The sequence below is a fragment of the Novosphingobium acidiphilum DSM 19966 genome (genome assembly GCF_000429005.1).
In the GTDB taxonomy this organism is placed as follows: Bacteria; Pseudomonadota; Alphaproteobacteria; order Sphingomonadales; family Sphingomonadaceae; genus Novosphingobium; species Novosphingobium acidiphilum.
The window spans coordinates 25,079-45,778 of sequence record NZ_AUBA01000008.1 but is presented as its reverse complement, the minus strand read 5'-3'; the positions used below and the strand labels follow the sequence as shown (position 1 = coordinate 45,778).

Here is a 20,700-nt window from a genome sequence, read left to right as displayed (position 1 = left end):
AAACTCACTCGCCTTCGTCCTCGTAACCGACAAGGGCCAGTGCGCGGGCCTTGCGCTGGTGCAGTTCGCACCAGCGCAGCAGCGCCTCTTCGCGCCCGTGCGTGATCCATGTTTCACGCGGTGCAATTTCGCCGATCGTGGCGGTCAGTTCATCCCAGTCGGCATGGTCGGAAATCACCAGCGGCAGATCGACCCCGCGCTGGCGCACGCGTTGGCGAACGCGCATCCATCCGCTGGCCATGGCCGTCACCGGATCGGGCAGACGGCGCGACCAGCGATCGGCCAGCGCCGCGGGCGGACAGATCACGATCGCCCCCTCCAAGGTTGCCTTTGGCACGCCTGCCACGCTGCGCAAAGGCCCCAGCGGCACGCCATGGTCCTCATACAGCCGGCACATCCGTTCCATCGCGCCATGCAGCCAGATCGGATCGGTAAAGCCCGCTGCGCGCAATTCGGCAATCACCCGCTGCGCCTTGCCCAGGGCATACGCCCCGACCAGCATTGCCCGCGCCGGCTCGGCCCGGCGCGCGGCGAGCAGTTTGGCGATTTCGTCGGCAATCGGCGGATGGCGAAACACCGGCAATCCGAACGTGGCTTCGGTTATCAGCACATCGCATGATGTGACGACAAACGGTGCACAGGTCGGGTCCGCCGCGCGCTTGTAATCGCCTGTCACCACCACGCGTTCGCCGGCATGTTCCAGCAGGATCTGCGCCGAGCCCAGCACGTGCCCCGCCGGCACAAAGGTGGCGTGAACCCCGCCACCCAGCGGCACACGCTCGCCATAGGCAAACCCCTGCGCTTCACCGATATTGCCATACCGTTCGCGCATGATCGCAATGGTCGGGCCCGTCGCCATGGTCACCCCATGCCCGCTGCGCGCATGATCGGCATGGCCATGCGTGATCAATGCCCGCGGCACCGCGCGCGCGGGATCAATCCACACATCGGCAGGGCGGATATACAGGCCCCCCGGTTCGGGGCGGATCCAGGCGAAATCGGCGATCATTGCGTGTGGCCTAGGTCTTCCGGCGGGCAGGGGCCATTGCCTGTTGGCGCCCAACACGCCCGGCCCGGATACAAAAAGGCGCCCTCTCCGGGTGGAGAGGGCGCCTTTTCAGAAGGCAGCTTATGCCTCGTCGGTGTTGGGCGCGGTTGCTGCGCCGTCGGCTTTGCCCTTGCGGGCCTTTTTCTTCACCACTTTCGGCGCGGCCGGCGTCAGTTCGAATGACAGGGCAACATCCTTTTGGGCGTCTTCCTTCAGGCTGACATGGACTTCGCCGCCATTGGCCAGTTTGCCGAACAGCAGTTCTTCGGCCAGCGGTTTTTTGACCTTTTCCTGGATCACGCGGGCCATCGGGCGCGCGCCGTACATCTTGTCATAGCCCTGCTTGGCCAGCCATGCGCGGGCATCGCTGTCGAACTGGATGTGCACGTTCTGATCGGCCAATTGCAGTTCGAGTTGCAGGATGAACTTGTCGACCACGCGGCTGACCACTTCGGGCGGCAGGTATCCGAACGGGACAATGGCGTCGAGACGGTTGCGGAATTCGGGCGTGAACATCCGCTTCACCGCTTCGTCGCCCGCGTCGGCCTTGGACACGTCGCCAAAACCGATGCCCTGGCGCGCCATGTCGGACGCGCCGGCGTTGGTCGTCATGATCAACACGACATTGCGGAAATCAACCGTCTTGCCGTGGTGGTCGGTCAGGCGGCCGTTGTCCATCACCTGCAACAGGATGTTGAACAGATCGGGATGCGCCTTTTCGATTTCATCGAGCAACAACACGCAATGCGGTTGCTGATCGATGGCATCGGTCAACAGCCCGCCCTGGTCAAACCCGACATAGCCCGGGGGCGCCCCGATCAGCCGGCTGATCGAATGGCGTTCCATATATTCCGACATGTCGAAGCGTTGCAGCGGAATGCCCATGATCTGGGCCAGGCTGCGCGCGACTTCGGTCTTGCCGACGCCGGTGGGGCCCGAAAACAGGAACGACCCGATCGGTTTGTCGGGATCGCGCAGGCCCGCCCGGCTCAGCTTCATGGCGCTGGCCAGCACTTCGATGGCCTTGTCCTGCCCAAACACCAGCCGCTTCAGATCGCGATCGAGATGTTCGAGCACTTTCTTGTCGTCGCTGCTGACCGATTTGGGCGGGATGCGCGCCATTGTGGCGATGACCTGTTCGATCTCGCGCGCGGTGATGGTTTTCTTGCGCTTTGACGGTGGCACCAGCATCTGCATCGCGCCCACTTCGTCGATCACATCGATCGCCTTGTCGGGCAATTTGCGGTCGTTGATGTACCGCGCCGACAGCTCGACCGCGCTCTTGATCGCATCGGGGGTATATTTGACCTTGTGATGTTCTTCAAACGCGGTGCGCAGCCCGCGCAGGATCTTGATCGTGTCCTCGACACTGGGTTCGTTGACGTCGATCTTCTGGAACCGGCGCAACAGCGCGCGGTCCTTTTCGAAATGATTGCGAAATTCCTTGTAGGTGGTCGACCCGATGCAACGGATGGTGCCCCCCGACAGCGCCGGTTTCAGCAGGTTCGATGCATCCATGGCGCCGCCGCTGGTGGCGCCGGCACCGATCACCGTGTGGATTTCATCGATGAACAGGATGGCGTGCGGCATCTTTTCCAGCTCGTTCACCACTTGCTTCAGGCGTTCCTCGAAATCGCCGCGATAGCGCGTGCCGGCCAGCAGGCTGCCCATATCGAGCGAATAGATCACCGCCGGTGCCAGCACTTCGGGCACGTCGCCTTCGACAATCTTGCGCGCCAGGCCTTCGGCAATGGCGGTTTTGCCAACGCCGGGGTCGCCGACATAGAGCGGATTGTTCTTCGACCGGCGGCACAGGATCTGGATCGTGCGGTCGACCTCGGGCCCGCGACCGATCAGCGGATCGACTTTGCCCGACAGCGCCTTTTCATTCAGATTGACGCAGAACTGATCGAGCGCGGAATCCTTCTTGTTGCCCTTGGCTTCCTGTTTTTCCTCGGGCTTGGGGGCCTCTTCCTCGGCGCCCTTGGGGGTGCGGCTGTCGACCGCGCGGCCGCCCTTGCCGATGCCATGGCTGATATAGCTGACCGCATCGAGGCGGCTCATATCCTGTTGTTGCAGGAAATAGACGGCATAGGAGTCGCGTTCCGAAAACAGGGCAACCAGCACATTGGCGCCGGTTACGGTGTCCTTGCCCGACGATTGCACGTGCAGGATGGCGCGCTGGATCACCCGCTGGAACCCGGCGGTGGGCTGCGGATCGGCCTTTTCCTGGGTTTTGAGCGACTGGTATTCCTGATCGAGATACTGGCGCACGACATCGCCAAGATCGCCAAGATCCACGCCGCAGGCCTGCATCACCTGCGCCGCATCGGTATCGTCGATCAGCGCCAGCAGCAGATGTTCCAGCGTGGCGTATTCGTGGCTGCGCTCCGAAGCATTGGCGAGCGCGGCGTGAAGCGTCTTTTCAAGGCTTTGGGCAAAACTGGGCATGGGGCGCGCTCTTCAAACAGGCAGTCGGGCCGCAAAGGGCCGTATGCCGGGTGGAATCCCGCGAGGGGATGAATGCACATCATGATCTACGCTCTGGGGATTAACCAGCGCTAAACCACGATCTGCGCGATAGTGCAGGGCCGGGCCATGGCGTGGCGCGGCGGTGGGGGGTGTTCCAGGTCGATTGCCGACCTTGCAACACACGATATGGGAACGCCGCCCTGTCTTGCAAAGGGCGGCGCCGATCATGATGCCGACGCTGCGGGGGGCGGTTTGCCAAACAGCGCGTCGGCAGCGGCGCGATGCGCCTGCGCGCGATCGCGATGGGCAATGATGCGGGCAATCTCCGCCTCGAGCAGGCGAATGCGTTCGCCAAGATCGTTGACCGACAGATGGTCGAGCGATTCGCCTGCCAGCTGGCTGGCCAGATCCCCTTTTGGGCGCGGGCGATCGTCGATATCCATTTCGGACGACAATGTGGCGCGTTCGTTCTTGCTGTCAACAGGGCGTGTGGGTAGGGGTGACAAAGGATTCCCAATTGGGGGGGAAACCCGCACATGCCAGACAGTTCGGATCACTTGCCCGGCGTACTTCCGCCGACGATGGTTGCCATCGGCATCGCCACCCCCGGCGGGCCCGAAGTCTTGTGCGCGCAAACGGTGCCGTTGCCCGTGCCGGGACCGGGGCAGGTGCTGATCCGCGTGGCGCATGCGGGGGTCAATCGGCCCGATGTCGTGCAACGGCAGGGATTCTATCCGCCGCCACCGGGCGCTTCGCCCATTCCGGGATTGGAAGTGGCAGGGCATGTCGTCGCTCTGGGCGAAGGGGTGGCCTTTCCCGCCAAGGGGATGGCGGTGGCGGCGCTGGTCAATGGCGGCGGCTATGCCCAGTTTTGCCTGGCGCAGGCCGATCATTGCCTGCCCGTGCCCGATGGTGTGCCGCTGGCGCAGGCGGCGGCCTTGCCCGAAACGCTGTTCACGGTGTGGCACAATGTGTTTGAACGGGCCTATGCGCGCGATGGCGAAACAATCCTGATCCATGGCGGCACCAGCGGGATCGGCACCCTGGCGATCACGCTGGCGCGGCTGTTTGCGATCACCACCATCGTCACGTGCGGCAGCGCCGAAAAATGCGCCCGTGCGCTGGATCTGGGCGCCGATCACGCGATCGATTACAAAGCATGCGATTTCGTCGCCGAAGTTGCCGCGATCACCGAAGGCCGCGGGGTGGATATCGTGCTCGATATGGTGGCCGGCAGCTATGTGTCGCGCAATCTCAAATGCCTGGTCGATGACGGTCGCCATGTGACGATTGCCGTGCAGGGCGGTGCCCGCGCGGAAATCAACATGGCCGAAGTCATGATGCGGCGGCTGGTGCTGACCGGATCGACGCTGCGGGCGCGCAGCAACGCGTTCAAGGCCGCGCTCGCCGCCGAAATCGCCGAACACGCCTGGCCGATGGTGGGCGAGGGGTTGTTGCGGCCGGTCATGGACACCAGCTTTGCGCTGACCGATGCCGCCGCGGCCCATACGCGGATGGAATCGGGCGAACATGTCGGCAAGATTGTGCTGGACGTTTTTGGCTGATTTCACCTTGCCGTTTGTGTGGTCCTGGCCTACATCGGCAGTCTCGAGGCCGTCCTGTATGGGGCGGCCCTTATTGTTTTCGCGCTTTTGATGCGCCCTTTTCAAAAGAGGTTCTCGTGAGCCAGCAGCCCACGTATCCGTTGATGCCACACGCCACCGCGTCATGGCTGGTCGACAGCACCGCGCTGACTTTCGAACAGATTGCGGAATTCTGTGGTCTGCACATTCTTGAAGTGCAGGCGATGGCCGACGATCTGGCCGGTGCGAAGTACACCGGGCGCGATCCGGTGCATTCGGGCGAACTGACCCAGGCCGAAATCGAACGTGGCCAGGCCAATGCCGAGTACCGTCTGAAGATGCAGCGCGCGCCGTTGTCGATCAGCCGGACCAAGGGCCCGCGCTACACCCCGGTGTCAAAGCGGCAGGACAAGCCCGACGGCATCGCCTGGATCTTGCGCCACCACCCGGAAATTTCCGATGCGCAAGTGGGCAAGCTGATCGGCACCACGCGCAACACCATTGCCGCGATCCGCGATCGCAGCCATTGGAACATCGGCAATATCAACCCCAAGGATCCGGTAACTCTGGGCCTGTGTTCGCAGCGCGAACTCGACGGACTGGTGGCCAAGGCCGCGAAGAAGTCGGGCGTGGAAATCGATGACGCCAACGACAACCGGCTCGGTTCGGATCGTGACGCGCTGATCGAGGAACTGCGCGCCGAACGCCAGGCCCAGGGCCGCGTCGCCGCCGAGGCCGCACAGGAGGCCGAAGCCGCCGCGTGGCTGGCGCAGCGCCGCGCCGAGGGCCGCTCCGACAGCTGAGCCTGAGCGCTTACGACACCAAAAAAGGGGGGCGATCCGCTGGCCGGATCGCCCCCCTTTTTTGCGTGCGCCGATCTCGCGTGTTCAGGCCGGGTCAGGACCCGGCCGACCGTCGCGTGGCGTATCGCGTTAACCGAGCAGCGCCAGCCCCGGGCTGGCCACGCCGTCGCGACGCGCAAAGTGGCCTTCGACATGGGCGCCCTGTTCGATGGTCAATGCGTCATAGCGCACATCGCCACGCACCGTGGCGGTGCGCAGGATGACCACTTGCGCGGCCTCGATCGGGCCTTCGACGGTGCCTGACAGGCGCACGGTGCCTGCGCTGATCGAGCCTTTGATGGTGCTCGATTCGCCCTGGACCAGCGATTTGCACACGACATCGCCCTCGATCATGCCGTCGATATGCAGATCGGCCTCTGCGTGGAGCGATCCGCGCAGCAGCAGGTCTGCGCCCAGGACCGAAAAGCTGGCGTCGGTGTTGCGGCTAGCCATGGTCGGGGCCCTTTCCGGTGCGGGATTTTTCCGGGAAAACATGCGGTAACGGGGCCTCCAGAAACGGGCGCGGGTTGACCGGTCGGTCGTTGAGACGAACTTCGAAATGCAGATGCGGTCCGGTCGATCGTCCCGTGCTGCCGATCAGGCCGATCGGTGTGCCGGGTGTGACCGGCTGGCCCGGGTGCGCGGTGATGCGCGACATATGGGCATAACGGGTGATCAGCCCATGGCCGTGGCTGATCTCCACGCAATTGCCATAGCCCGACCGTTGCCCGGTAAAACTGACCGTTCCGGCGGCCGCGGCATAGATCGGCGCACCCTTGGGCCCTTTGAAGTCCAGCCCGGGGTGGAACGCCGCGCCGCCCTCGATCGGATCGGTGCGCACGCCAAAACCCGACGAGATATACTGGAAACTGGCGGGCATGGTGTTGGGAATATGTGCAAGCCCCGCGTTCATCGCGCTCATCTGGCCCAGGCTGGCGGCCATGCGCAGGAACCGCGGATCGATCCCGACGCCCAGCCGGATCAGCGGGCCGCCTTGCGCGCGGGCATCGTCGGCGATCACGGTTGCGGGGTTAAGTCCGACCTTGCGGATTGCCCCGCTGGCCGCGCGGGCGCGATCATCGGCAAACCGGGTCAGACGTTCGGCAAAGGCGATTTGCCGCGCCTCGATCCGGGCCAGGGGCACGGCTTCGGGCATGGCTTGCGAAATCTTGTGCACGGTTCTGGCGGTTTCGCCCGAACTGTCGCTGACCGTGCCTTTGGGCAGCGTGTCCGGGATCGGGCCGATCACGCCCTGCACCGCTTTTTCAAGGAAATCCTGCCGCCGCTTCAGATCGCCCGCCACCGCGTCAAGATTGGCGCGGTACCGTGTCACGCGGGTTTCGGCGCTCGCCACCGCGGCTTCGCGCGTCAGCAGCGAACGCGCGTTCGATCCGGCCGAAAGCTGTCCGATCAGCGCCCAGCCCAGCACGCCAACCCACACCAGCACGGCAGCGCCCAGGCCTGCCGCAACACCTGCCTGCAAACGCGTGGAAATGCGCAAGAATCGCACATGGCCTTCGCTGCGCATGAAGAATTCGCGTTGCGGGAACCAGCGGACGAGCCGGGCTTCGATCCGCACCACCAGCTCGGCCGCGCGAGCCTGTATCCGCCGGCCAAGACCATGCGGCCGCACGGATGCAGCGCTTGGCTTGATCAGGTGATGACGCTCAGGCAATCGGACGACCTTCTGTCTTTTTTGTATGCCGATCCCGCTTGCGCCCCCGCATTCAGGTTTCGACCCCACCGCGCGCCGCTTAGGCCGCCTGTGCGGTGCGGGCACTAGCAAGCCGCTCCGGAATCGTTGAATCGTGCCGGGCGAACGGCCAAGCGAACCAATCGGGTTGGAATCGTGCAAACCGGCCGAAGCGGTGCCGGGCGATTCCGCTGCGACTCGAGGCCGGGCGCGGGGGCTGACACTGTGGCGCGGTTATGGTACGCCGCGCAGCCATGGCAACATCCCTTGATCAACGGCCCGAAACCGGCAGCGAAAGCGTGACCGACCTGGTGCACCGGCTGGCGCGTGACGCGCGCGCGGCGCAAGGCCGGCTTGCGCGGATGAGCGCTGCGGACAAGGAACACGCGCTGAAGCTTGCGGCGCAGTCTTTGCGCCGTGCCGCGCCCGATGTGCTGGCCGCCAATGTGCGGGATGTTTCAGCCGGGCAGGCCAACGGCCTGTCGGGCGCGATGCTCGATCGCCTGCGGCTTGATTCCCAACGGCTTAACACGATCGCCGATGCGATCGACGATGTCGCGGTGCTGCCCGATCCCACCGGCCTGGTGCTCGATCGCAACAGCCGGCCCAACGGCATGGTGCTGGAACGCGTGCGGGTGCCGATCGGCGTGATTGCGATCGTCTATGAAAGCCGCCCGAATGTGACCGCCGATGCCGCAGCGCTGTGCGTGCGTGCGGGCAACGCGGTGCTGTTGCGCGGCGGGACCGAGGCGGTGCATTCGAACCGCGCCATCCATGCCGCACTGGTCGAAGGGCTGGTGGCGGGCGGGGTTCCGGCCGCGGCGGTGCAGTTCGTGCCCACGCAGGATCGCGCGGCGGTCGGCGCGTTGCTGGGTGCAGCCGGACTGATCGACATGATCGTGCCGCGCGGCGGCAAAAGCCTCGTGGCGCGGGTGCAGGCCGATGCACGGGTGCCGGTGCTGGCGCATCTCGACGGCAACAACCACACCTTTGTCGACCGGTCGGCCGATCCGGCGATGGCCAGTGCGATTGTGCGCAACGCCAAATTGCGCCGCACCGGAATTTGTGGCGCGATGGAAACGCTGCTGATCGATGCCTGTTATCCCGATCCGCACGGGCTGGTTACGCCGTTGCTTGATGCGCAATGCGAATTGCGCGGCGATGCGCGGGCGCAGGCGATCGATCCGGGTATCCTGCCCGCATCCGAGGCCGACTGGGATACCGAATATCTTGATGCGATCCTGGCGGTCAAAGTGGTCGACGGGCTGGACCAGGCTCTGGCGCATATAGCCGCGCACGGATCGGGCCATACCGATGCCATCGTGGCCAGCGATCCTGTGGCGGCGGAACGATTTCTGGCCGAAGTCGACAGCGCGATTGTCATGCACAACGCCTCAAGCCAGTTTGCCGACGGTGGTGAATTCGGGCTGGGCGCGGAAATCGGCATCGCCACCGGGCGGTTGCACGCGCGCGGGCCGGTCGCGGTCGAAGGGTTGACCACATACAAGTGGCTGGTGCGCGGCACCGGCCAGATCCGGCCCTGACCCGGCGCCTGATCGGGCTGCTGGGCGGCAGTTTCAATCCGGCGCATCGCGCGCATCGCCGGATCAGCCTGCACGCGCTTGGGGCACTCGGGCTGGACGAGGTGTGGTGGCTGGTTTCGCCCGGCAACGTGCTGAAACCGGTAGACGGCATGGCCCCGCTGGCCGCACGCGTTGCCAGCGCGCAGGCGATGGCGCGGACTGCGCCGATCAGGGTCAGCGCGATAGAGGCGGAACTGGGCACGCGCTACACGGTCGACACGCTGGCCCGGTTGCAGCGGCGTTATCCCCGATACCGTTTTGTCTGGCTGATGGGGGCCGACAATCTGGCACAGTTTCATCGTTGGCGCGACTGGCGCGCGATCGCGCGGATGATGCCGATTGCGGTTATCGCGCGTCCGGGCTATGATGCGCATGCCGTGGCGAGCCCCGCCATGGCCTGGCTGCGCCGCTGGCGCCGGCGGCTCGGGCAGGACAGGCCGGGAATCGGCCGATTGGGCGCAAGGCGGGATACCCCGGCGCTGTATCAGCTGCGATTCGATCCAGACCCCATGTCGGCATCGGCGTTGCGCGCCGCCGACCCGGACTGGCATCGTCGCGTTCCCGCTTTTCCCGCTCGCGACATGTTGACGTTTCGACCGGTGCGATCCGGCACGGCCCGTTCGCTGCGGCGAAAGGGCCGATCCTGATCGGACCGTATCTTTGTTGCCAATCGCCAGTGCGGCGGGCGGCGTTTCGCGCAAGCCCTTGCGCCTGTTTATCCGGATATTGCGTTTCATGACTGCCACCAACCACGGAGACCAGCGTCCCCACATGACCACTGTTCAGCCCGTACTGGCCGATGCCAGCACCGCCCCCCGGCCCACCCCGGCATCGCTGCATGATCTGGTCCTGCAATCGCTTGACGATGACCAGGCGCAGGACGTGGTGGTGATCCCGCTCGAAGGCAAAAGCAGCATCGCCGATTACATGGTGATCGCATCGGGCCGTTCGACGCGGCAAGTGGCGACGATGGCGCAAAAGCTGGCTGAACGCGTGAAGCATGGCGGCTATGGCCATTGCCGGATCGAAGGGTTGCCTGCGGCCGACTGGGTGCTGATCGACGCAGGGGATATCGTGATCCACCTGTTCCGCCCCGAAGTGCGCACGTTCTACAACCTGGAACGGATGTGGGCATTCGGCGATCACGGCGCGGCGTGATGTAACGCATCCCTGACGGGCACGCGCATCGCGGTCCGAATGACAGGGATTTTGCGCATTGGGCCAAACTCGGCTAGGACCGGGCGATGCAGTTGCATGTCATCGCCCGTGGCAAGATCGGCCGCTCGCCCGAGGCGGATCTGATCGAGCGCTATGCCAAACGGATGACGGCCGGTGCGCTGGGGCCATTGCGTGTCACCGAATTGCCCGACCGGGGCGGCGTTGCGCCCCCTTTGCCCCCAGGTCCGGTTCGCCATGTCGTGCTGGACGAGCGCGGACGACAACTGAGCTCGGCCGAATACGCGCGTATGCTTGAACGCTGGCGCGACGACGGCGTGCGCGAAGTGCGGTTCTGGATCGGCGCCGCCGATGGCCACGATGATGGACTGCGCGATGCGGCAGACCTGTTGCTGGGCTTTGGCGCGATGACCTGGCCGCACATGCTGGCGCGGGTCATGCTGGTCGAACAGCTGTGGCGGGCCACCAGCATCGCTGCGGGCCACCCGTATCATCGCGAAGGGTGACCCGGGTGCGAACCACCTTGGGGCACAAAGTGTGGATATGGCCGGGTCTGGCGCTGTGCTTTGCCGCCGGCGTGGCGCTGGCGCTGGATGCGCCGTATGCCAGCAGCGGCGAAGCAGGCGCCGCGCTGGGTGAGGCAACGCGCGCTCTGGCCGATGCCCGTGCACGCGCCGAACGGCTTGATCGCGAAGCTGCCGCCGCCAGCCAGGCGGCCGACCGCACCGCGCGCGAAGCCGTCGCCACAGCCGCCCGCATTCAGCAGGCCGAGGCCGAAATCGGCCTGGCCCGCGTGCGCATCGCGCAAATTGACCATGAACGGCAGGATCTGCGCGCGCGCATTGCTGCGCGCGAACAGCCGTTGGTGCGCCTGACTGCCGCCTTGCAGATGATGGCGCGCCGGCCGCTGGCGTTCAGTATGATGCGCGCGGATTCGGTGCGCGAAACGGTATGGCTGCGGGCCACGCTGGAAACCATGCTGCCCGAAGTGTCGCGCCGCACTGCCGCTTTGCGCGCCGAAATCGCCCGTGGGCGGCAGTTGCAGGATCAGGCACGCGTGCTGGCCACCAGCCTTGGCCAAAGCCAGCACGACCTGACCGCGCGCCAGCAGGATCTGGTGGCCATCGAAAGTCGTCAGCGGATTGCCAGTCGCGCGGCCACGGGCAATGCCGGTCGCGAATCCGACCGGGTGCTTGCGCTGGCCGAACAGACCCGCGATCTGGGCACACTGGTCACGCGGCTTGAGGCGGATGACGGGTTGGCGGGCCGGCTGGCGGCTTTGCCGGGGCCCATGCCGCGGCCTGCAGATCTGGGCACACCGGCGGGCCACATGCTGCAGATCAAACGACCCGATATCGGCCCGCCTGTGGCGCATTTTTCCGGAATTCTGCCGGTGGCGGGGCGCCTGCTTGGCGGATTTGGCGAATCGAGCGAGACCGGGCCGCAACGCGGCGTCGTGCTGGCGCCTGCCGGCGGCGCCCAAGTGGTGGCTCCGGCGGCCGGTCGCGTGGCGTTTGCCGGCCCCTATCGCGGCTATGGCCATATTGTCATTCTGGCGCATGATGGCGGCTGGTCTTCGCTGGTTACGGGGCTGGGCCGGATCGATGTCGGGGTGGGGCAGGCGCTGGTGCAGGGCGCGCCGCTGGGCGTGGCAGAACCGGGCCATCCGCGCGTCATGGTCGAACTGCGCAAGGACGGGACGCCAGTCAATCCGATGGAATTCCTGCGGCCCTGACCGGGCCAAGCCCCGAACCGCGCTGCCCAAACGCCTGTCTGGTATTCGCGCAGATGCGGCGTTACATGGAGGAAACAACGCGCCTGTCGCTGCGTTTGCGAAAACCCTTGCGAAAGTTCCCCATGGCGAACCGCCTGACACTTGCCCTGCGTGCCTCTGCCCTTGCGACCGCGATTGCGCTGATCCCGGTGGCGACCGCGGGCCTTGCCGCCGTCGATGCGCGCAGCGGACCCCAGTTCAACAAGCTTTTTGCGGTCTATGCCAAGATCAAGGAGCAATATGTCGAGCCGGTCGATGACGACAAGCTGATCAAGGGCGCGATCAACGGCATGGTTGCCTCGCTTGATCCGCACAGTGCCTATCTCGACGTGCGCGACAACGCCAATCTGCAGATCCAGATCAACGGATCCTATGGCGGGCTGGGCCTCAGCGTGCAGATGGAAGACGGCGCGGTGAAAGTGATCGCCCCGACCAAGGGCAGCCCCGCGGCGCTGGCCGGGGTCAAGCCCGGCGATTTCATCACCCATCTGAATGGCAAACTGCTGTTTGGCGGTACGCTGGACGATGCGGTCGATCAGATGCGCGGTCCTGCGGGCACCACGATCACGCTGACGCTGTATCGCCCGGGTCGCGACGATCCGATCGATGTGACGATCACGCGCCAGGTGATCGAACTGCAGCCGGTCGATTTCAAGGTCGTGAACGGCATCGGGGTGATTTCGGTGTCAAGCTTCAGCGAAAACATCACCGGCAAAGTCAACGATGCCTGGATGAAGATCCGCAAACAGACCGGCGATCACCCTGGCGGCCTGATCCTCGATCTGCGTGGCGATCCGGGCGGCCTGCTGGGCGAAGCCGTGGGTCTGTCCGACCTGTTCCTCGATCACGGTACGATCGTGTCGCAACGCGCGCGCTATGCCCGCGACAGCGAAGTGTTCAGCGCCACCCCCGGCGATATCGCGCGCGGGCTGCCGATCGTCGTGCTGATCGACGAAGGAACGGCGTCGGCGTCGGAAATCGTTGCGGGCGCGTTGCAGGACCAGCGGCGTGCCGTCATCATGGGCCAGCGCAGCTTTGGCAAGGGCAGCGTGCAGACCAAGTTCGACCTTGATGAAAACACCGCGGTCAAGCTGACCACAGCACGGTATTACACCCCATCGGGCCGATCCGTGCAGGAAGGCGGGATTACCCCCGACATTGCCGTGCCGCAGATTTCCGACCCCGATGCGCGCAAGCGTGCGGCGCGCGCCTATCGCGAAAGCGATCTTCGCCACCATCTTGCCAACGAGATCAAGGACGACAAGGAACTGGAAAAGGACAATGCCGAGGACGCGCGCTTCAAGATGACCCCCGAACAGCTGAAGGCCAAGGGCATCGACGATTTCCAGCTGTGGTATGCGCTGCAGACCATCGGGCGCACCACCCCTGCGGCGCTGGCCGCGCACAAGCGCTGAGCGGGCGGCCATGGTGTTCGGCCAGACTCCGGTGGTGCACAGGCTTGCCCGCGCGCTGGCGCTGATTGTGCCTGCGGGTGCCATGGCGGCCGCGCTGGTGGCGCAATATGGCTTTGGACTGGCGCCGTGCGACATGTGCTGGTGGCAGCGTTATGCGCATATAGCCGCGCTGGTCGTGGCGCTGGGTGCGTTTGCGGTGCGCGACCCGCGCGCAGTGCGCGCGCTGGTGTGGCTGGCGGTGCTGGGCATCGCCACCGGCGGCCTGATCGGCGGGTTTCATGCCGGCGTGGAATACCATTGGTGGCAGGGGCTGACCGCGTGTTCGTCCACGCGGATCACCGGCGATCCGCTGGCCGCGATCATGGCTGCGCCAGTGATTCGCTGCGATGTGCCCGCCTGGACGCTGTTCGGCATCAGCATGGCAGGGTATAACTGCATCGGTTCGCTGGCGGCGGCGGCGGGCATTGCCCTGCTTGTCCGGCGCGGTCGGTAAAGGACGTTGACGCCATGAACAAGCAGCAGCGCGAAGCCATGGTCCGGGTGGACCAGGCGGGCGAATTCGGCGCCACCCGCATCTATGCCGGGCAACTGGCGGTGATGGGCGATCGCGCGCCCCAGTCTGCCGAAATCCTGCACATGGCCCAGCAGGAAGAGGCGCACCGCGCGCGGTTTGACGCGATGATCGTCGAACGCGGCGTACGCCCCACGCTGTTGCACCCGGTGTGGTCGGCCGCGGGCTTTGCACTGGGCGCGGCCACCGCGCTGATCGGTCCCGAGGCGGCGATGGCCTGCACCGCCGCGATCGAGACCGAAATCGACCGCCATTATACCGAACAGCTTGAAGAACTGGGCGATACCGACCCCGAGCTGGGCGCGGTGATCCGCCAGTTTCGCGATGACGAACGCGCGCACCGCGATGCGGCGCTGGCCGCCGGCGCCGAACGCGCACCCGCCTATCCGGTGCTGTTTCACGCGATCCGTCTGGGCTGTCGCGCCGCGATCCGGCTGTCGGCAAAAATTTGATTCTGGCCAAGGATCGCAACCCGGCTACCGTTCAGGGGTTATGACGCCTATATGGGGGTCAATCGCATGTCGCTGCCGCCGGAGTTTGCCAAGATGAAGCGCCTGATCCCTCTTGTCGCCACGATGGTTTTCGCGCTTGGCGTGCCGCACGCGGCGCTGGCGCAGGGCCAGTCGGGCGACAAGGTCAACCAGTTGATCGTATTCGGCAACGATCCCTGCCCCGCGTCAACCGGGGATCAGATCACGGTCTGCGCGCGCAAGGATGAAGGCGAACGGTTCCGTATTCCCGAGCCGCTGCGCGACAATCCCAACAAGGCGTCGAACCAGGCCTGGACCGAGCGGGTCAAGGCCTATGAAACGGTGGGCGCGTTCGGCACCAATTCGTGTTCGCCGGTGGGCGCAGGGGGCGATACCGGCTGTCTGGCCCGGCTGATCAACAACGCCCACGCCGAACGCAAGCAATCGAGCGATGTGCATTTTGCCAAGCTGATCGAGGCGGAACGCTCCAAGCGGCTGGAAACCGTCGACAGCGATGCCGCCGCCGAACAGGCCCGCGTCGAATCGCTGGAAAAGGAATACGACGCCCGCCTGGCGCGCGAACGCACTGCGGGCGATGCCCCGGCGCAATCGGGCACGCCGGGTTCGCTGGCAACGCCGCCGGCCGATACCGAACCGGCCGGGCACCAGTAGGTCAGCCCAGCGCGATATCCGGCGCGTCTTCCTGCTTCATGCCGACGGTGTGGTATCCGGCGTCGACATGGTGCACTTCGCCGCTGACGCCCGATGACAGGTCCGACAGGAAATAGAGGCCCGACCCGCCGACGTCTTCGATCGTGACATTGCGGCGCAACGGCGAATTCAGCTCGTTCCATTTGAGGATATAGCGGAAATCGCCGATGCCGCTGGCCGCCAGCGTCTTGATCGGGCCGGCCGAGATCGCGTTGACGCGCACGCCGGCCGGGCCGCAGTCATTGGCCAGATAGCGCACGCTCGCCTCAAGCGCAGCCTTGGCCACGCCCATCACGTTGTAATGCGGCACGACCTTTTCCGCGCCGTAATAGGTCAGCGTCAGGATCGATCCACCCGCGGCCATCATCGGCATCGCACGCTTGGTCACCGCGACCAGGCTGTAGGCCGAGATGTTCATCGTCATCAGAAAATTGTCGAGCGTGGTGTCGTAATACCGGCCGCGCAGCTGGGTCTTGTCCGAATAGCCGATGGCATGGACGATAAAATCGATCGTCGGCCACCGTTCGGCCAGCGTGGCAAAGGTCGCGTCGAGCGCGTCCATATCGCCCACGTCGCATTCGATCAGGAAATCGCTGTCCAGGCTTGCCGCCAGCGGGCGCACACGCTTTTCCAAAGCTTCGCCCTGGTACGAAAACGCCAGTTCGGCGCCAGCCTCGTGCAGCCGCTTGGCAATGCCCCAGGCCAGCGATTTGTCATTGGCGAGGCCCATGATCAGGCCGCGCTTTCCCACCATCAGTCCGGTCATGCGCCCTCGTGTTCATTTGTCGTCATCACACCCGAACGCGTTGCAGTGCGTTCGTCGGCCAGGCTCACCACATCGTGCTCTTCCGGCGTTTCGGCCAGCGCGGCGTTGAGTTCGGCACCCACCACCATTCCTAAGCCCACCAGCCAGAAAAAGAAAAGGGCGATCATCACCCCGGCCAGGCTGCCATAGGTCAGATCGTAGGTAAAAAGATAGCGCAGCAGTTTGGGCAGGATGATCGAAATCCCCTGCCACCAGGCGGACACAAACAGCGCGCCGGGCCATTTGGGATAGCGCCGCGCGCCATATTCACCGGGGCTGAGGCTGAAAAAAAGCACCCACAACGCACCGAACATCAAGGGCGCCGGGGCAAACCGCGACAGCGCCAGCCCATTGATCCAGCCATGCAGGTCGGGCGCCAGCGCCAGCAACGTTTCCACTGTCGCGCCCAGTGCGACTTGCGCGGTGATCGCCAGCAGGATCAGCACGACCGAGGCAATGATCAATCCGGTCGACGCCAGCCGCCGCCACCAGAACGCGCGGGTAATCGGCGTGCCATAGGCCCGGCGCAACATGTCGCGGATGGTTTCGATCATGCTGCCCACGGTCCACAGCCCCACTGCGCCGCCGATCCACAACAACGAACCGGTGCGCGCCGCCAGCACCTTGCGCGCAACCGGGCCCAGCACGCTGGCGACATCGGGAGGCAATGCCGCAAGCACGGTGGCAATCGCCGCGCCGCGTTCACCCGCTTCGCCCACCAGCGAAAACATCGCCGCTGCAGTGATGCAGAAGGGAAACAGCGAAATCAGCACCATATAGGCAAAATTGCCGGCATGGATGGTGCCGTCGTTCAACACGCCTGCCCATACCCGGCGCACCACCCGCACCACGCGCCGCCGTGATCGCAGGCGCATTCTGGCATCGTCGAGGTGCGCCTGCCAGCGCAGCGCGCGCAGGCGCCGCGCCTCGGGCGACAGGCTGGCCAGTTCGGCTTCGGAAAGTGTGGGCCCGGCGGCCGCTGGATCGCCGGGCATCACCGATCAGACGCCCAGGCGGGCGCGCGGATTGCGCGTATCGTGCCAGCCTTCGAGCCGGCGGCGCAGATCGGCATCGTCGGGCGGCAGGTCGACCTGCAAAGTGACCAGCTGGTCGCCGCGTTCGCCGTCCTTGCGCGAAAAACCTTTGCCTTTCAGGCGCAGGGTCTTGCCCCCGGTGGTGCCCGGCACAACCGTCAGCATCACCGCGCCATCGGCTGTCGGCACCTTGATCCTGGCGCCGTTCACCGCTTCATCAAGCGTGATCGGCACATCGATGCGGATGTTGTCGCCATCGCGTTCGAACACCGGGTGCGCGGCGATCTCGATCGTCACGATGGCATCGCCGGCCCCGCCCGGTCCGGGTTCGCCCTTGCCGGCAAGGCGCATCTGCTGGCCCTGTTCGACGCCTGCGGGCAGCTTCAGATCGATCGTCTTGCCGTCTTTGAGCGTGATCCGCTGCGCCGCGCGCGTCGCCGCATCGACAAATGGCACCACCAGCCGATAGGCGACATTGCCGCCGCGCGGGGGCGCCCCGCGCCGCGCACCGAATGGCCCGCCGGCCGCACCGCCGCGCCCGCCGAACAGCCCTTCGAACAGATCGCCCAGATCGGGCCCGGCACCGTCGCCGGGGCGTGCGGCAAACCCTTCGAATCCGTCGTGGCGAAACCCGCCCTGGCCGCCACCCGCACCAAAACCGAACGGAGCCGTCGGATTGCCCTCGGCGTCGATTTCGCCCCGGTCGAATTGGGCGCGCTTGTCCTTGTCAGACAGCAGGTCATAGGCGCTGGTGATTTCGCCAAACCGTTCGGCCGCGTTGGGTTTGTCCTGGTTGCGATCGGGGTGCAGTTCCTTGGCAAGCCGACGATAGGCGGACTTGATGTCCTTTTCGCTGGCACTGCGACCGACGCCAAGAATGGTATAGGGGTCTGGCATGGGCTCATAGCTAGGCCCGCACCCCGCATCGCGCAAGATTTTCGCGCAACTGATTTCAGCCCGTCCTGCGCGCGTGCGCCCAAACGTACGCTGGGCAGGGGCGCATTCTCGGGCTATGGCCTGGGCCATGTCGCAATTGCCGCCTTTGACGACGCTGTCGTCTGCCGATCACGCCATCCCCGATGCCGATCCATTTGGCTTGTTCGAAGCATGGTTTGCCGATGCGCGCGCCAGCGAGCCCAACGATCCCAACGCCATGGCACTGGCGACCGCCACGCCCGACGGCCTGCCGTCGGTGCGCATGGTGCTGCTGAAGGGACACGGGCCGGACGGATTTGTGTTCTACACCAATTTTCACAGCCGCAAGGGCGGGGAACTGGCCGCAAACGGCCATGTCGCGCTGCTGTTCCATTGGAAAAGCCTGCATCGCCAGATTCGCATCGAAGGGCCGATCACCGAAGTGACCGCGGCCGAGGCCGATGCCTATTTTGCCAGCCGCCATCCCGAATCGCGGCTGGGTTCGGCCGCATCCGACCAGTCGCAGACGCTGGATGACCGGCAGACCTATCTTGACCGCGTGGCCGCGCTGCGTGCGCAGTATCCCGATGGCAACGTGCCGCGCCCGGCGCACTGGTCGGGCTATCGCGTGCGGCCCGAACGGATCGAATTCTGGCAGGACCGCGCATATCGCCTGCACGAACGGCGTCAATTTGTGCGCCGGGGCGATCAAGGCTGGACCAGCCGCCTGCTCTACCCGTAAACAGGCGCGATGACCGCCCCGACACCCATCAGCGTGCCCGCCAAGGGCATGCTCAATCGCCGTGCCGCGTTTGCCTCGATCGCGGTGGCAACGCTGTTGCTGGCGCTCAAGGGCTGGGCCGTGGCGTCGACCGGGTCGCTGGCGATGCTGGGCAGTCTGGCCGACACCCTGCTCGATCTGGTCGCCAGCCTGGCCACGCTGCTGGGGGTGTGGATCGCGGCGATCCCCGATGATGACAACCACCGCTTTGGCCATGGCAAGGCCGAGGCGCTGGCGGCGATGTTCCAGGTCGTGCTGATCTCGCTGTCGGCGATCGGCCTGGCGTTTCGCGCGGTGACGCAGCTGTTCATGCCGGGCGGGGTCCAGGACCCGGGCGATGGCATCGTGGTGTCGGCGCTGGCGATTGCGGCCACGCTGGCGCTGGTTGCCTATCAAAGCCGCGTGATCCGCCGCACCGGCAGCGTGGCAATCGCCACCGACCATATCCATTATCGCGCCGACCTTGTGCTCAATCTGGCGGTAATCGCGGCGCTGGCGCTTGATCACTGGGGCCATCTGCGCTGGGCCGATGCCGGGTTTGCGCTGGCGATTGCCGGTTGGCTGGGGTGGGGCGCGTGGGGCGCCTCGCAAACGGCGATCGAGCAGTTGATGGATCACGAATGGCCGTTGGACAAACGCGAACGCTTTCTGGCTGTGGCGGCGCGCCACCCCGCGCTCAAGGGCATTCATGACTTGCGCACCCGCACCAGCGGCAACCGAGATTTCGTGCAATTCCACGTGTGGGTCGACGGCGCGATGACCGTGACCGAGGCGCATCATGTGATGGACGAGATCGAGGACCTGCTGGCGCGCGAATTTCCCGACACCGAAATCCTGATCCATCCCGATCCCGAAGGGTTGGTCGATGAAGATCCGCAGGCGGCGCACGACCTGTTGGCCGAAAGCCCGGCACTGCTCGCCCAGGGACGGCCGAAGGGCTAAACGATCGCAAGGCCAATTCTGCAAGGGGCGCGGATGCCGTACCATTCCTACCAGTTTACGCATGCCATCACGCGCCGGCCTCCATCGACGATCTGCGACGGACTGCGTGCGGTCGACCAGGGAAACCCCGATTTCGACCGGATAACCGCCCATCATGGCGACTATGTCGCGGCGCTGCAAAAGGCCGGGGTGACAGTCCACGAACTGGCCCCCATCGACCAGTTTCCCGACAGCTGCTTTGTCGAAGACACCACCTTGTGCCTGCCTCAGGGCGCCATCGTGCTGCGTCCCGGCGCGGTTACCAGGCTGGGTGAGGCAAGCGCGATGGCGCCGCATCTCGCGCAATTCTTCAGCCGGATTGAAACGATCACCGGGCCGGGGTTTGTCGAAGGCGGCGACATCCTGGTCACCGAGCGGGAAATTCTGGTGGGGCGCTCAGCCCGTACCGATGCCGCAGGGATTGCCGAGCTGACGCGTATCGCCAATGCCTGGGGGCACCGCGTGCGCGAGGTCATCACACCGCCGGGCGTGTTGCATTTCAAGACCGACTGTTCGTTGCTGGATCACCGGACCATTCTGGCCACGCCGCGCCTGAATGCCAGCGGCTGTTTCGCCGATTACACGGTGATTGAAACCGCCGAAGGCGAAGATGCCTGTGCCAATGCAATCCGCGTCAACGACGTGGTGATCATGCCGTCGGGTTATGCGCAAACCGCGAAGATCTTGTCCGGGCACGGTTTTGATGTCGTGACGGTCGACAACGGCGAATGCGCCAAAATCGATGGGGGCATGTCGTGTCTGTCGTTGCGGTTCACGCCTGCGATCTGATGTCCGATCGATGGGCGGGGGCGTGACTGGATCGGGGAACACCGGCAAACGGGCGCT

Annotated in this window: 22 protein-coding genes; 14 read left to right on the top strand and 8 right to left on the bottom strand. The window is 65.3% G+C overall.

Annotated elements, in window-relative coordinates:
* Positions 1–4 precede the first annotated feature (4 nt).
* From G404_RS0108725 to G404_RS0108715, 3 genes are all read right to left on the bottom strand, one after another.
* The gene (locus G404_RS0108725; protein ID WP_028640738.1) at positions 5–1,009 is read right to left on the bottom strand and encodes a ligase-associated DNA damage response exonuclease; all 1,005 of its coding nucleotides are present in this window, start codon (positions 1,007–1,009) and stop codon (positions 5–7) included.
* Positions 1,010–1,129: 120 nt separating this feature from the next.
* The gene (gene clpA, locus G404_RS0108720; RefSeq protein WP_028640737.1) at positions 1,130–3,499 is read right to left on the bottom strand and encodes an ATP-dependent Clp protease ATP-binding subunit ClpA; all 2,370 of its coding nucleotides are present in this window, start codon (positions 3,497–3,499) and stop codon (positions 1,130–1,132) included.
* Between the two features lie 245 nt (positions 3,500–3,744).
* A complete protein-coding gene (locus tag G404_RS0108715) occupies positions 3,745–3,963 on the bottom strand; it encodes a DUF1192 domain-containing protein (RefSeq protein WP_028640736.1) in 219 nt (72 codons plus the stop codon).
* Between the two features lie 93 nt (positions 3,964–4,056).
* On the opposite strand from G404_RS0108715, the gene G404_RS0108710 reads away from it, so the two are divergent.
* Entirely contained in the window at positions 4,057–5,085 is a 1,029-nt protein-coding gene (locus tag G404_RS0108710; RefSeq protein ID WP_036520863.1) for an NAD(P)H-quinone oxidoreductase, read from the top strand.
* Positions 5,086–5,228: 143 nt separating this feature from the next.
* A complete protein-coding gene (locus G404_RS0108700) occupies positions 5,229–5,906 on the top strand; it encodes a DUF1013 domain-containing protein (RefSeq protein ID WP_211230758.1) in 678 nt (225 codons plus the stop codon).
* A 129-nt stretch (positions 5,907–6,035) separates the two neighbouring features.
* Here G404_RS0108700 and G404_RS0108695 read toward each other — a convergent pair whose 3' ends face one another.
* Together G404_RS0108695 and G404_RS0108690 are read right to left on the bottom strand one after the other, a co-directional pair.
* Positions 6,036–6,398 (bottom strand): bactofilin family protein, encoded by a 363-nt coding sequence (locus G404_RS0108695; protein ID WP_028640733.1) that lies wholly within the window; start codon positions 6,396–6,398, stop codon positions 6,036–6,038.
* A complete protein-coding gene (locus tag G404_RS0108690; RefSeq protein WP_245584457.1) occupies positions 6,391–7,620 on the bottom strand; it encodes a peptidoglycan DD-metalloendopeptidase family protein in 1,230 nt (409 codons plus the stop codon). The genes G404_RS0108695 and G404_RS0108690 overlap by 8 nt, the downstream gene beginning before the upstream one ends.
* 272 nt (positions 7,621–7,892) lie before the next feature.
* On the opposite strand from G404_RS0108690, the gene G404_RS0108685 reads away from it, so the two are divergent.
* The 9 genes from G404_RS0108685 (at position 7,893) to G404_RS0108645 (ending at position 15,299) form a co-directional block, all read left to right on the top strand.
* Positions 7,893–9,182: a glutamate-5-semialdehyde dehydrogenase gene (locus tag G404_RS0108685; RefSeq protein WP_028640731.1), complete on the top strand. Its 1,290-nt coding sequence runs from the start codon at positions 7,893–7,895 to the stop codon at positions 9,180–9,182.
* Entirely contained in the window at positions 9,146–9,868 is a 723-nt protein-coding gene (locus G404_RS18600) for a nicotinate-nucleotide adenylyltransferase (RefSeq protein WP_036520858.1), read from the top strand. Before G404_RS0108685 ends, G404_RS18600 begins: the two co-directional genes overlap by 37 nt.
* A 124-nt stretch (positions 9,869–9,992) precedes the next feature.
* Entirely contained in the window at positions 9,993–10,379 is a 387-nt protein-coding gene (gene rsfS / locus G404_RS0108675) for a ribosome silencing factor (RefSeq protein ID WP_028640730.1), read from the top strand.
* An 86-nt stretch (positions 10,380–10,465) separates the two neighbouring features.
* Positions 10,466–10,903: a 23S rRNA (pseudouridine(1915)-N(3))-methyltransferase RlmH gene (locus G404_RS0108670; RefSeq protein ID WP_028640729.1), complete on the top strand. Its 438-nt coding sequence runs from the start codon at positions 10,466–10,468 to the stop codon at positions 10,901–10,903.
* 5 nt (positions 10,904–10,908) lie between these two features.
* Positions 10,909–12,132: a murein hydrolase activator EnvC family protein gene (locus tag G404_RS18595; protein WP_245584456.1), complete on the top strand. Its 1,224-nt coding sequence runs from the start codon at positions 10,909–10,911 to the stop codon at positions 12,130–12,132.
* A gap of 122 nt (positions 12,133–12,254) precedes the next feature.
* Positions 12,255–13,586 carry a S41 family peptidase gene (locus G404_RS0108660; protein ID WP_036520856.1) on the top strand — a complete coding sequence of 444 codons (1,332 nt, stop codon included), beginning with the start codon at positions 12,255–12,257 and terminating at the stop codon, positions 13,584–13,586.
* 13 nt (positions 13,587–13,599) lie between these two features.
* Positions 13,600–14,079: a disulfide bond formation protein B gene (locus G404_RS0108655; protein ID WP_281170260.1), complete on the top strand. Its 480-nt coding sequence runs from the start codon at positions 13,600–13,602 to the stop codon at positions 14,077–14,079.
* 14 nt (positions 14,080–14,093) lie between these two features.
* Positions 14,094–14,609: a demethoxyubiquinone hydroxylase family protein gene (locus tag G404_RS0108650; protein ID WP_028640726.1), complete on the top strand. Its 516-nt coding sequence runs from the start codon at positions 14,094–14,096 to the stop codon at positions 14,607–14,609.
* A 123-nt stretch (positions 14,610–14,732) separates the two neighbouring features.
* A complete protein-coding gene (locus tag G404_RS0108645) occupies positions 14,733–15,299 on the top strand; it encodes a hypothetical protein (RefSeq protein ID WP_245584455.1) in 567 nt (188 codons plus the stop codon).
* A 1-nt stretch (position 15,300) separates the two neighbouring features.
* Here the strand turns inward: G404_RS0108645 and fabI are convergent, their stop codons facing one another.
* From fabI to G404_RS0108630, 3 genes are read right to left on the bottom strand one after another with little or no spacing between them, the layout of a single operon-like run.
* Entirely contained in the window at positions 15,301–16,104 is an 804-nt protein-coding gene (gene fabI / locus G404_RS0108640; protein WP_028640724.1) for an enoyl-ACP reductase FabI, read from the bottom strand.
* The gene (locus G404_RS18590; RefSeq protein ID WP_051280419.1) at positions 16,101–17,138 is read right to left on the bottom strand and encodes a YihY/virulence factor BrkB family protein; all 1,038 of its coding nucleotides are present in this window, start codon (positions 17,136–17,138) and stop codon (positions 16,101–16,103) included. Before G404_RS18590 ends, fabI begins: the two co-directional genes overlap by 4 nt.
* A 6-nt stretch (positions 17,139–17,144) precedes the next feature.
* Entirely contained in the window at positions 17,145–18,074 is a 930-nt protein-coding gene (locus tag G404_RS0108630) for a DnaJ C-terminal domain-containing protein (protein WP_028640723.1), read from the bottom strand.
* Positions 18,075–18,201: 127 nt separating this feature from the next.
* Between G404_RS0108630 and pdxH the strand changes: the two genes are divergently transcribed.
* Genes pdxH through G404_RS0108615 form a run of 3 tightly spaced genes read left to right on the top strand, consistent with a single transcriptional unit; the run spans position 18,202 to position 20,643 of the window.
* On the top strand, positions 18,202–18,834 hold the full coding sequence (gene pdxH, locus G404_RS0108625; RefSeq protein WP_036520927.1) for a pyridoxamine 5'-phosphate oxidase: 633 nt from the start codon (positions 18,202–18,204) through the stop codon (positions 18,832–18,834).
* A 9-nt stretch (positions 18,835–18,843) separates the two neighbouring features.
* On the top strand, positions 18,844–19,815 hold the full coding sequence (locus tag G404_RS0108620) for a cation diffusion facilitator family transporter (protein ID WP_028640721.1): 972 nt from the start codon (positions 18,844–18,846) through the stop codon (positions 19,813–19,815).
* Between the two features lie 33 nt (positions 19,816–19,848).
* A complete protein-coding gene (locus G404_RS0108615; RefSeq protein ID WP_028640720.1) occupies positions 19,849–20,643 on the top strand; it encodes a dimethylarginine dimethylaminohydrolase family protein in 795 nt (264 codons plus the stop codon).
* Positions 20,644–20,700: the final 57 nt, after the last annotated feature.

Excerpts from the sequence above, each read along its gene's own strand:
- G404_RS0108725 (WP_028640738.1), bottom strand. The coding sequence starts at position 1,009 with ATGATCGCCGATTTCGCCTGGATCCGCCCCGAACCGGGGGGCCTGTAT.
- clpA (WP_028640737.1), bottom strand. The coding sequence starts at position 3,499 with ATGCCCAGTTTTGCCCAAAGCCTTGAAAAGACGCTTCACGCCGCGCTC.
- G404_RS0108715 (WP_028640736.1), bottom strand. The coding sequence starts at position 3,963 with ATGGATATCGACGATCGCCCGCGCCCAAAAGGGGATCTGGCCAGCCAG.
- G404_RS0108710 (WP_036520863.1), top strand. The coding sequence starts at position 4,057 with ATGCCAGACAGTTCGGATCACTTGCCCGGCGTACTTCCGCCGACGATG.
- G404_RS0108700 (WP_211230758.1), top strand. The coding sequence starts at position 5,229 with ATGCCACACGCCACCGCGTCATGGCTGGTCGACAGCACCGCGCTGACT.
- G404_RS0108695 (WP_028640733.1), bottom strand. The coding sequence starts at position 6,398 with ATGGCTAGCCGCAACACCGACGCCAGCTTTTCGGTCCTGGGCGCAGAC.
- G404_RS0108685 (WP_028640731.1), top strand. The coding sequence starts at position 7,893 with ATGGCAACATCCCTTGATCAACGGCCCGAAACCGGCAGCGAAAGCGTG.
- rsfS (WP_028640730.1), top strand. The coding sequence starts at position 9,993 with ATGACCACTGTTCAGCCCGTACTGGCCGATGCCAGCACCGCCCCCCGG.
- G404_RS0108670 (WP_028640729.1), top strand. The coding sequence starts at position 10,466 with ATGCAGTTGCATGTCATCGCCCGTGGCAAGATCGGCCGCTCGCCCGAG.
- G404_RS0108660 (WP_036520856.1), top strand. The coding sequence starts at position 12,255 with ATGGCGAACCGCCTGACACTTGCCCTGCGTGCCTCTGCCCTTGCGACC.
- G404_RS0108650 (WP_028640726.1), top strand. The coding sequence starts at position 14,094 with ATGAACAAGCAGCAGCGCGAAGCCATGGTCCGGGTGGACCAGGCGGGC.
- G404_RS0108645 (WP_245584455.1), top strand. The coding sequence starts at position 14,733 with ATGGTTTTCGCGCTTGGCGTGCCGCACGCGGCGCTGGCGCAGGGCCAG.
- fabI (WP_028640724.1), bottom strand. The coding sequence starts at position 16,104 with ATGACCGGACTGATGGTGGGAAAGCGCGGCCTGATCATGGGCCTCGCC.
- G404_RS18590 (WP_051280419.1), bottom strand. The coding sequence starts at position 17,138 with ATGCCCGGCGATCCAGCGGCCGCCGGGCCCACACTTTCCGAAGCCGAA.
- G404_RS0108630 (WP_028640723.1), bottom strand. The coding sequence starts at position 18,074 with ATGCCAGACCCCTATACCATTCTTGGCGTCGGTCGCAGTGCCAGCGAA.
- pdxH (WP_036520927.1), top strand. The coding sequence starts at position 18,202 with ATGTCGCAATTGCCGCCTTTGACGACGCTGTCGTCTGCCGATCACGCC.
- G404_RS0108620 (WP_028640721.1), top strand. The coding sequence starts at position 18,844 with ATGACCGCCCCGACACCCATCAGCGTGCCCGCCAAGGGCATGCTCAAT.
- G404_RS0108615 (WP_028640720.1), top strand. The coding sequence starts at position 19,849 with ATGCCGTACCATTCCTACCAGTTTACGCATGCCATCACGCGCCGGCCT.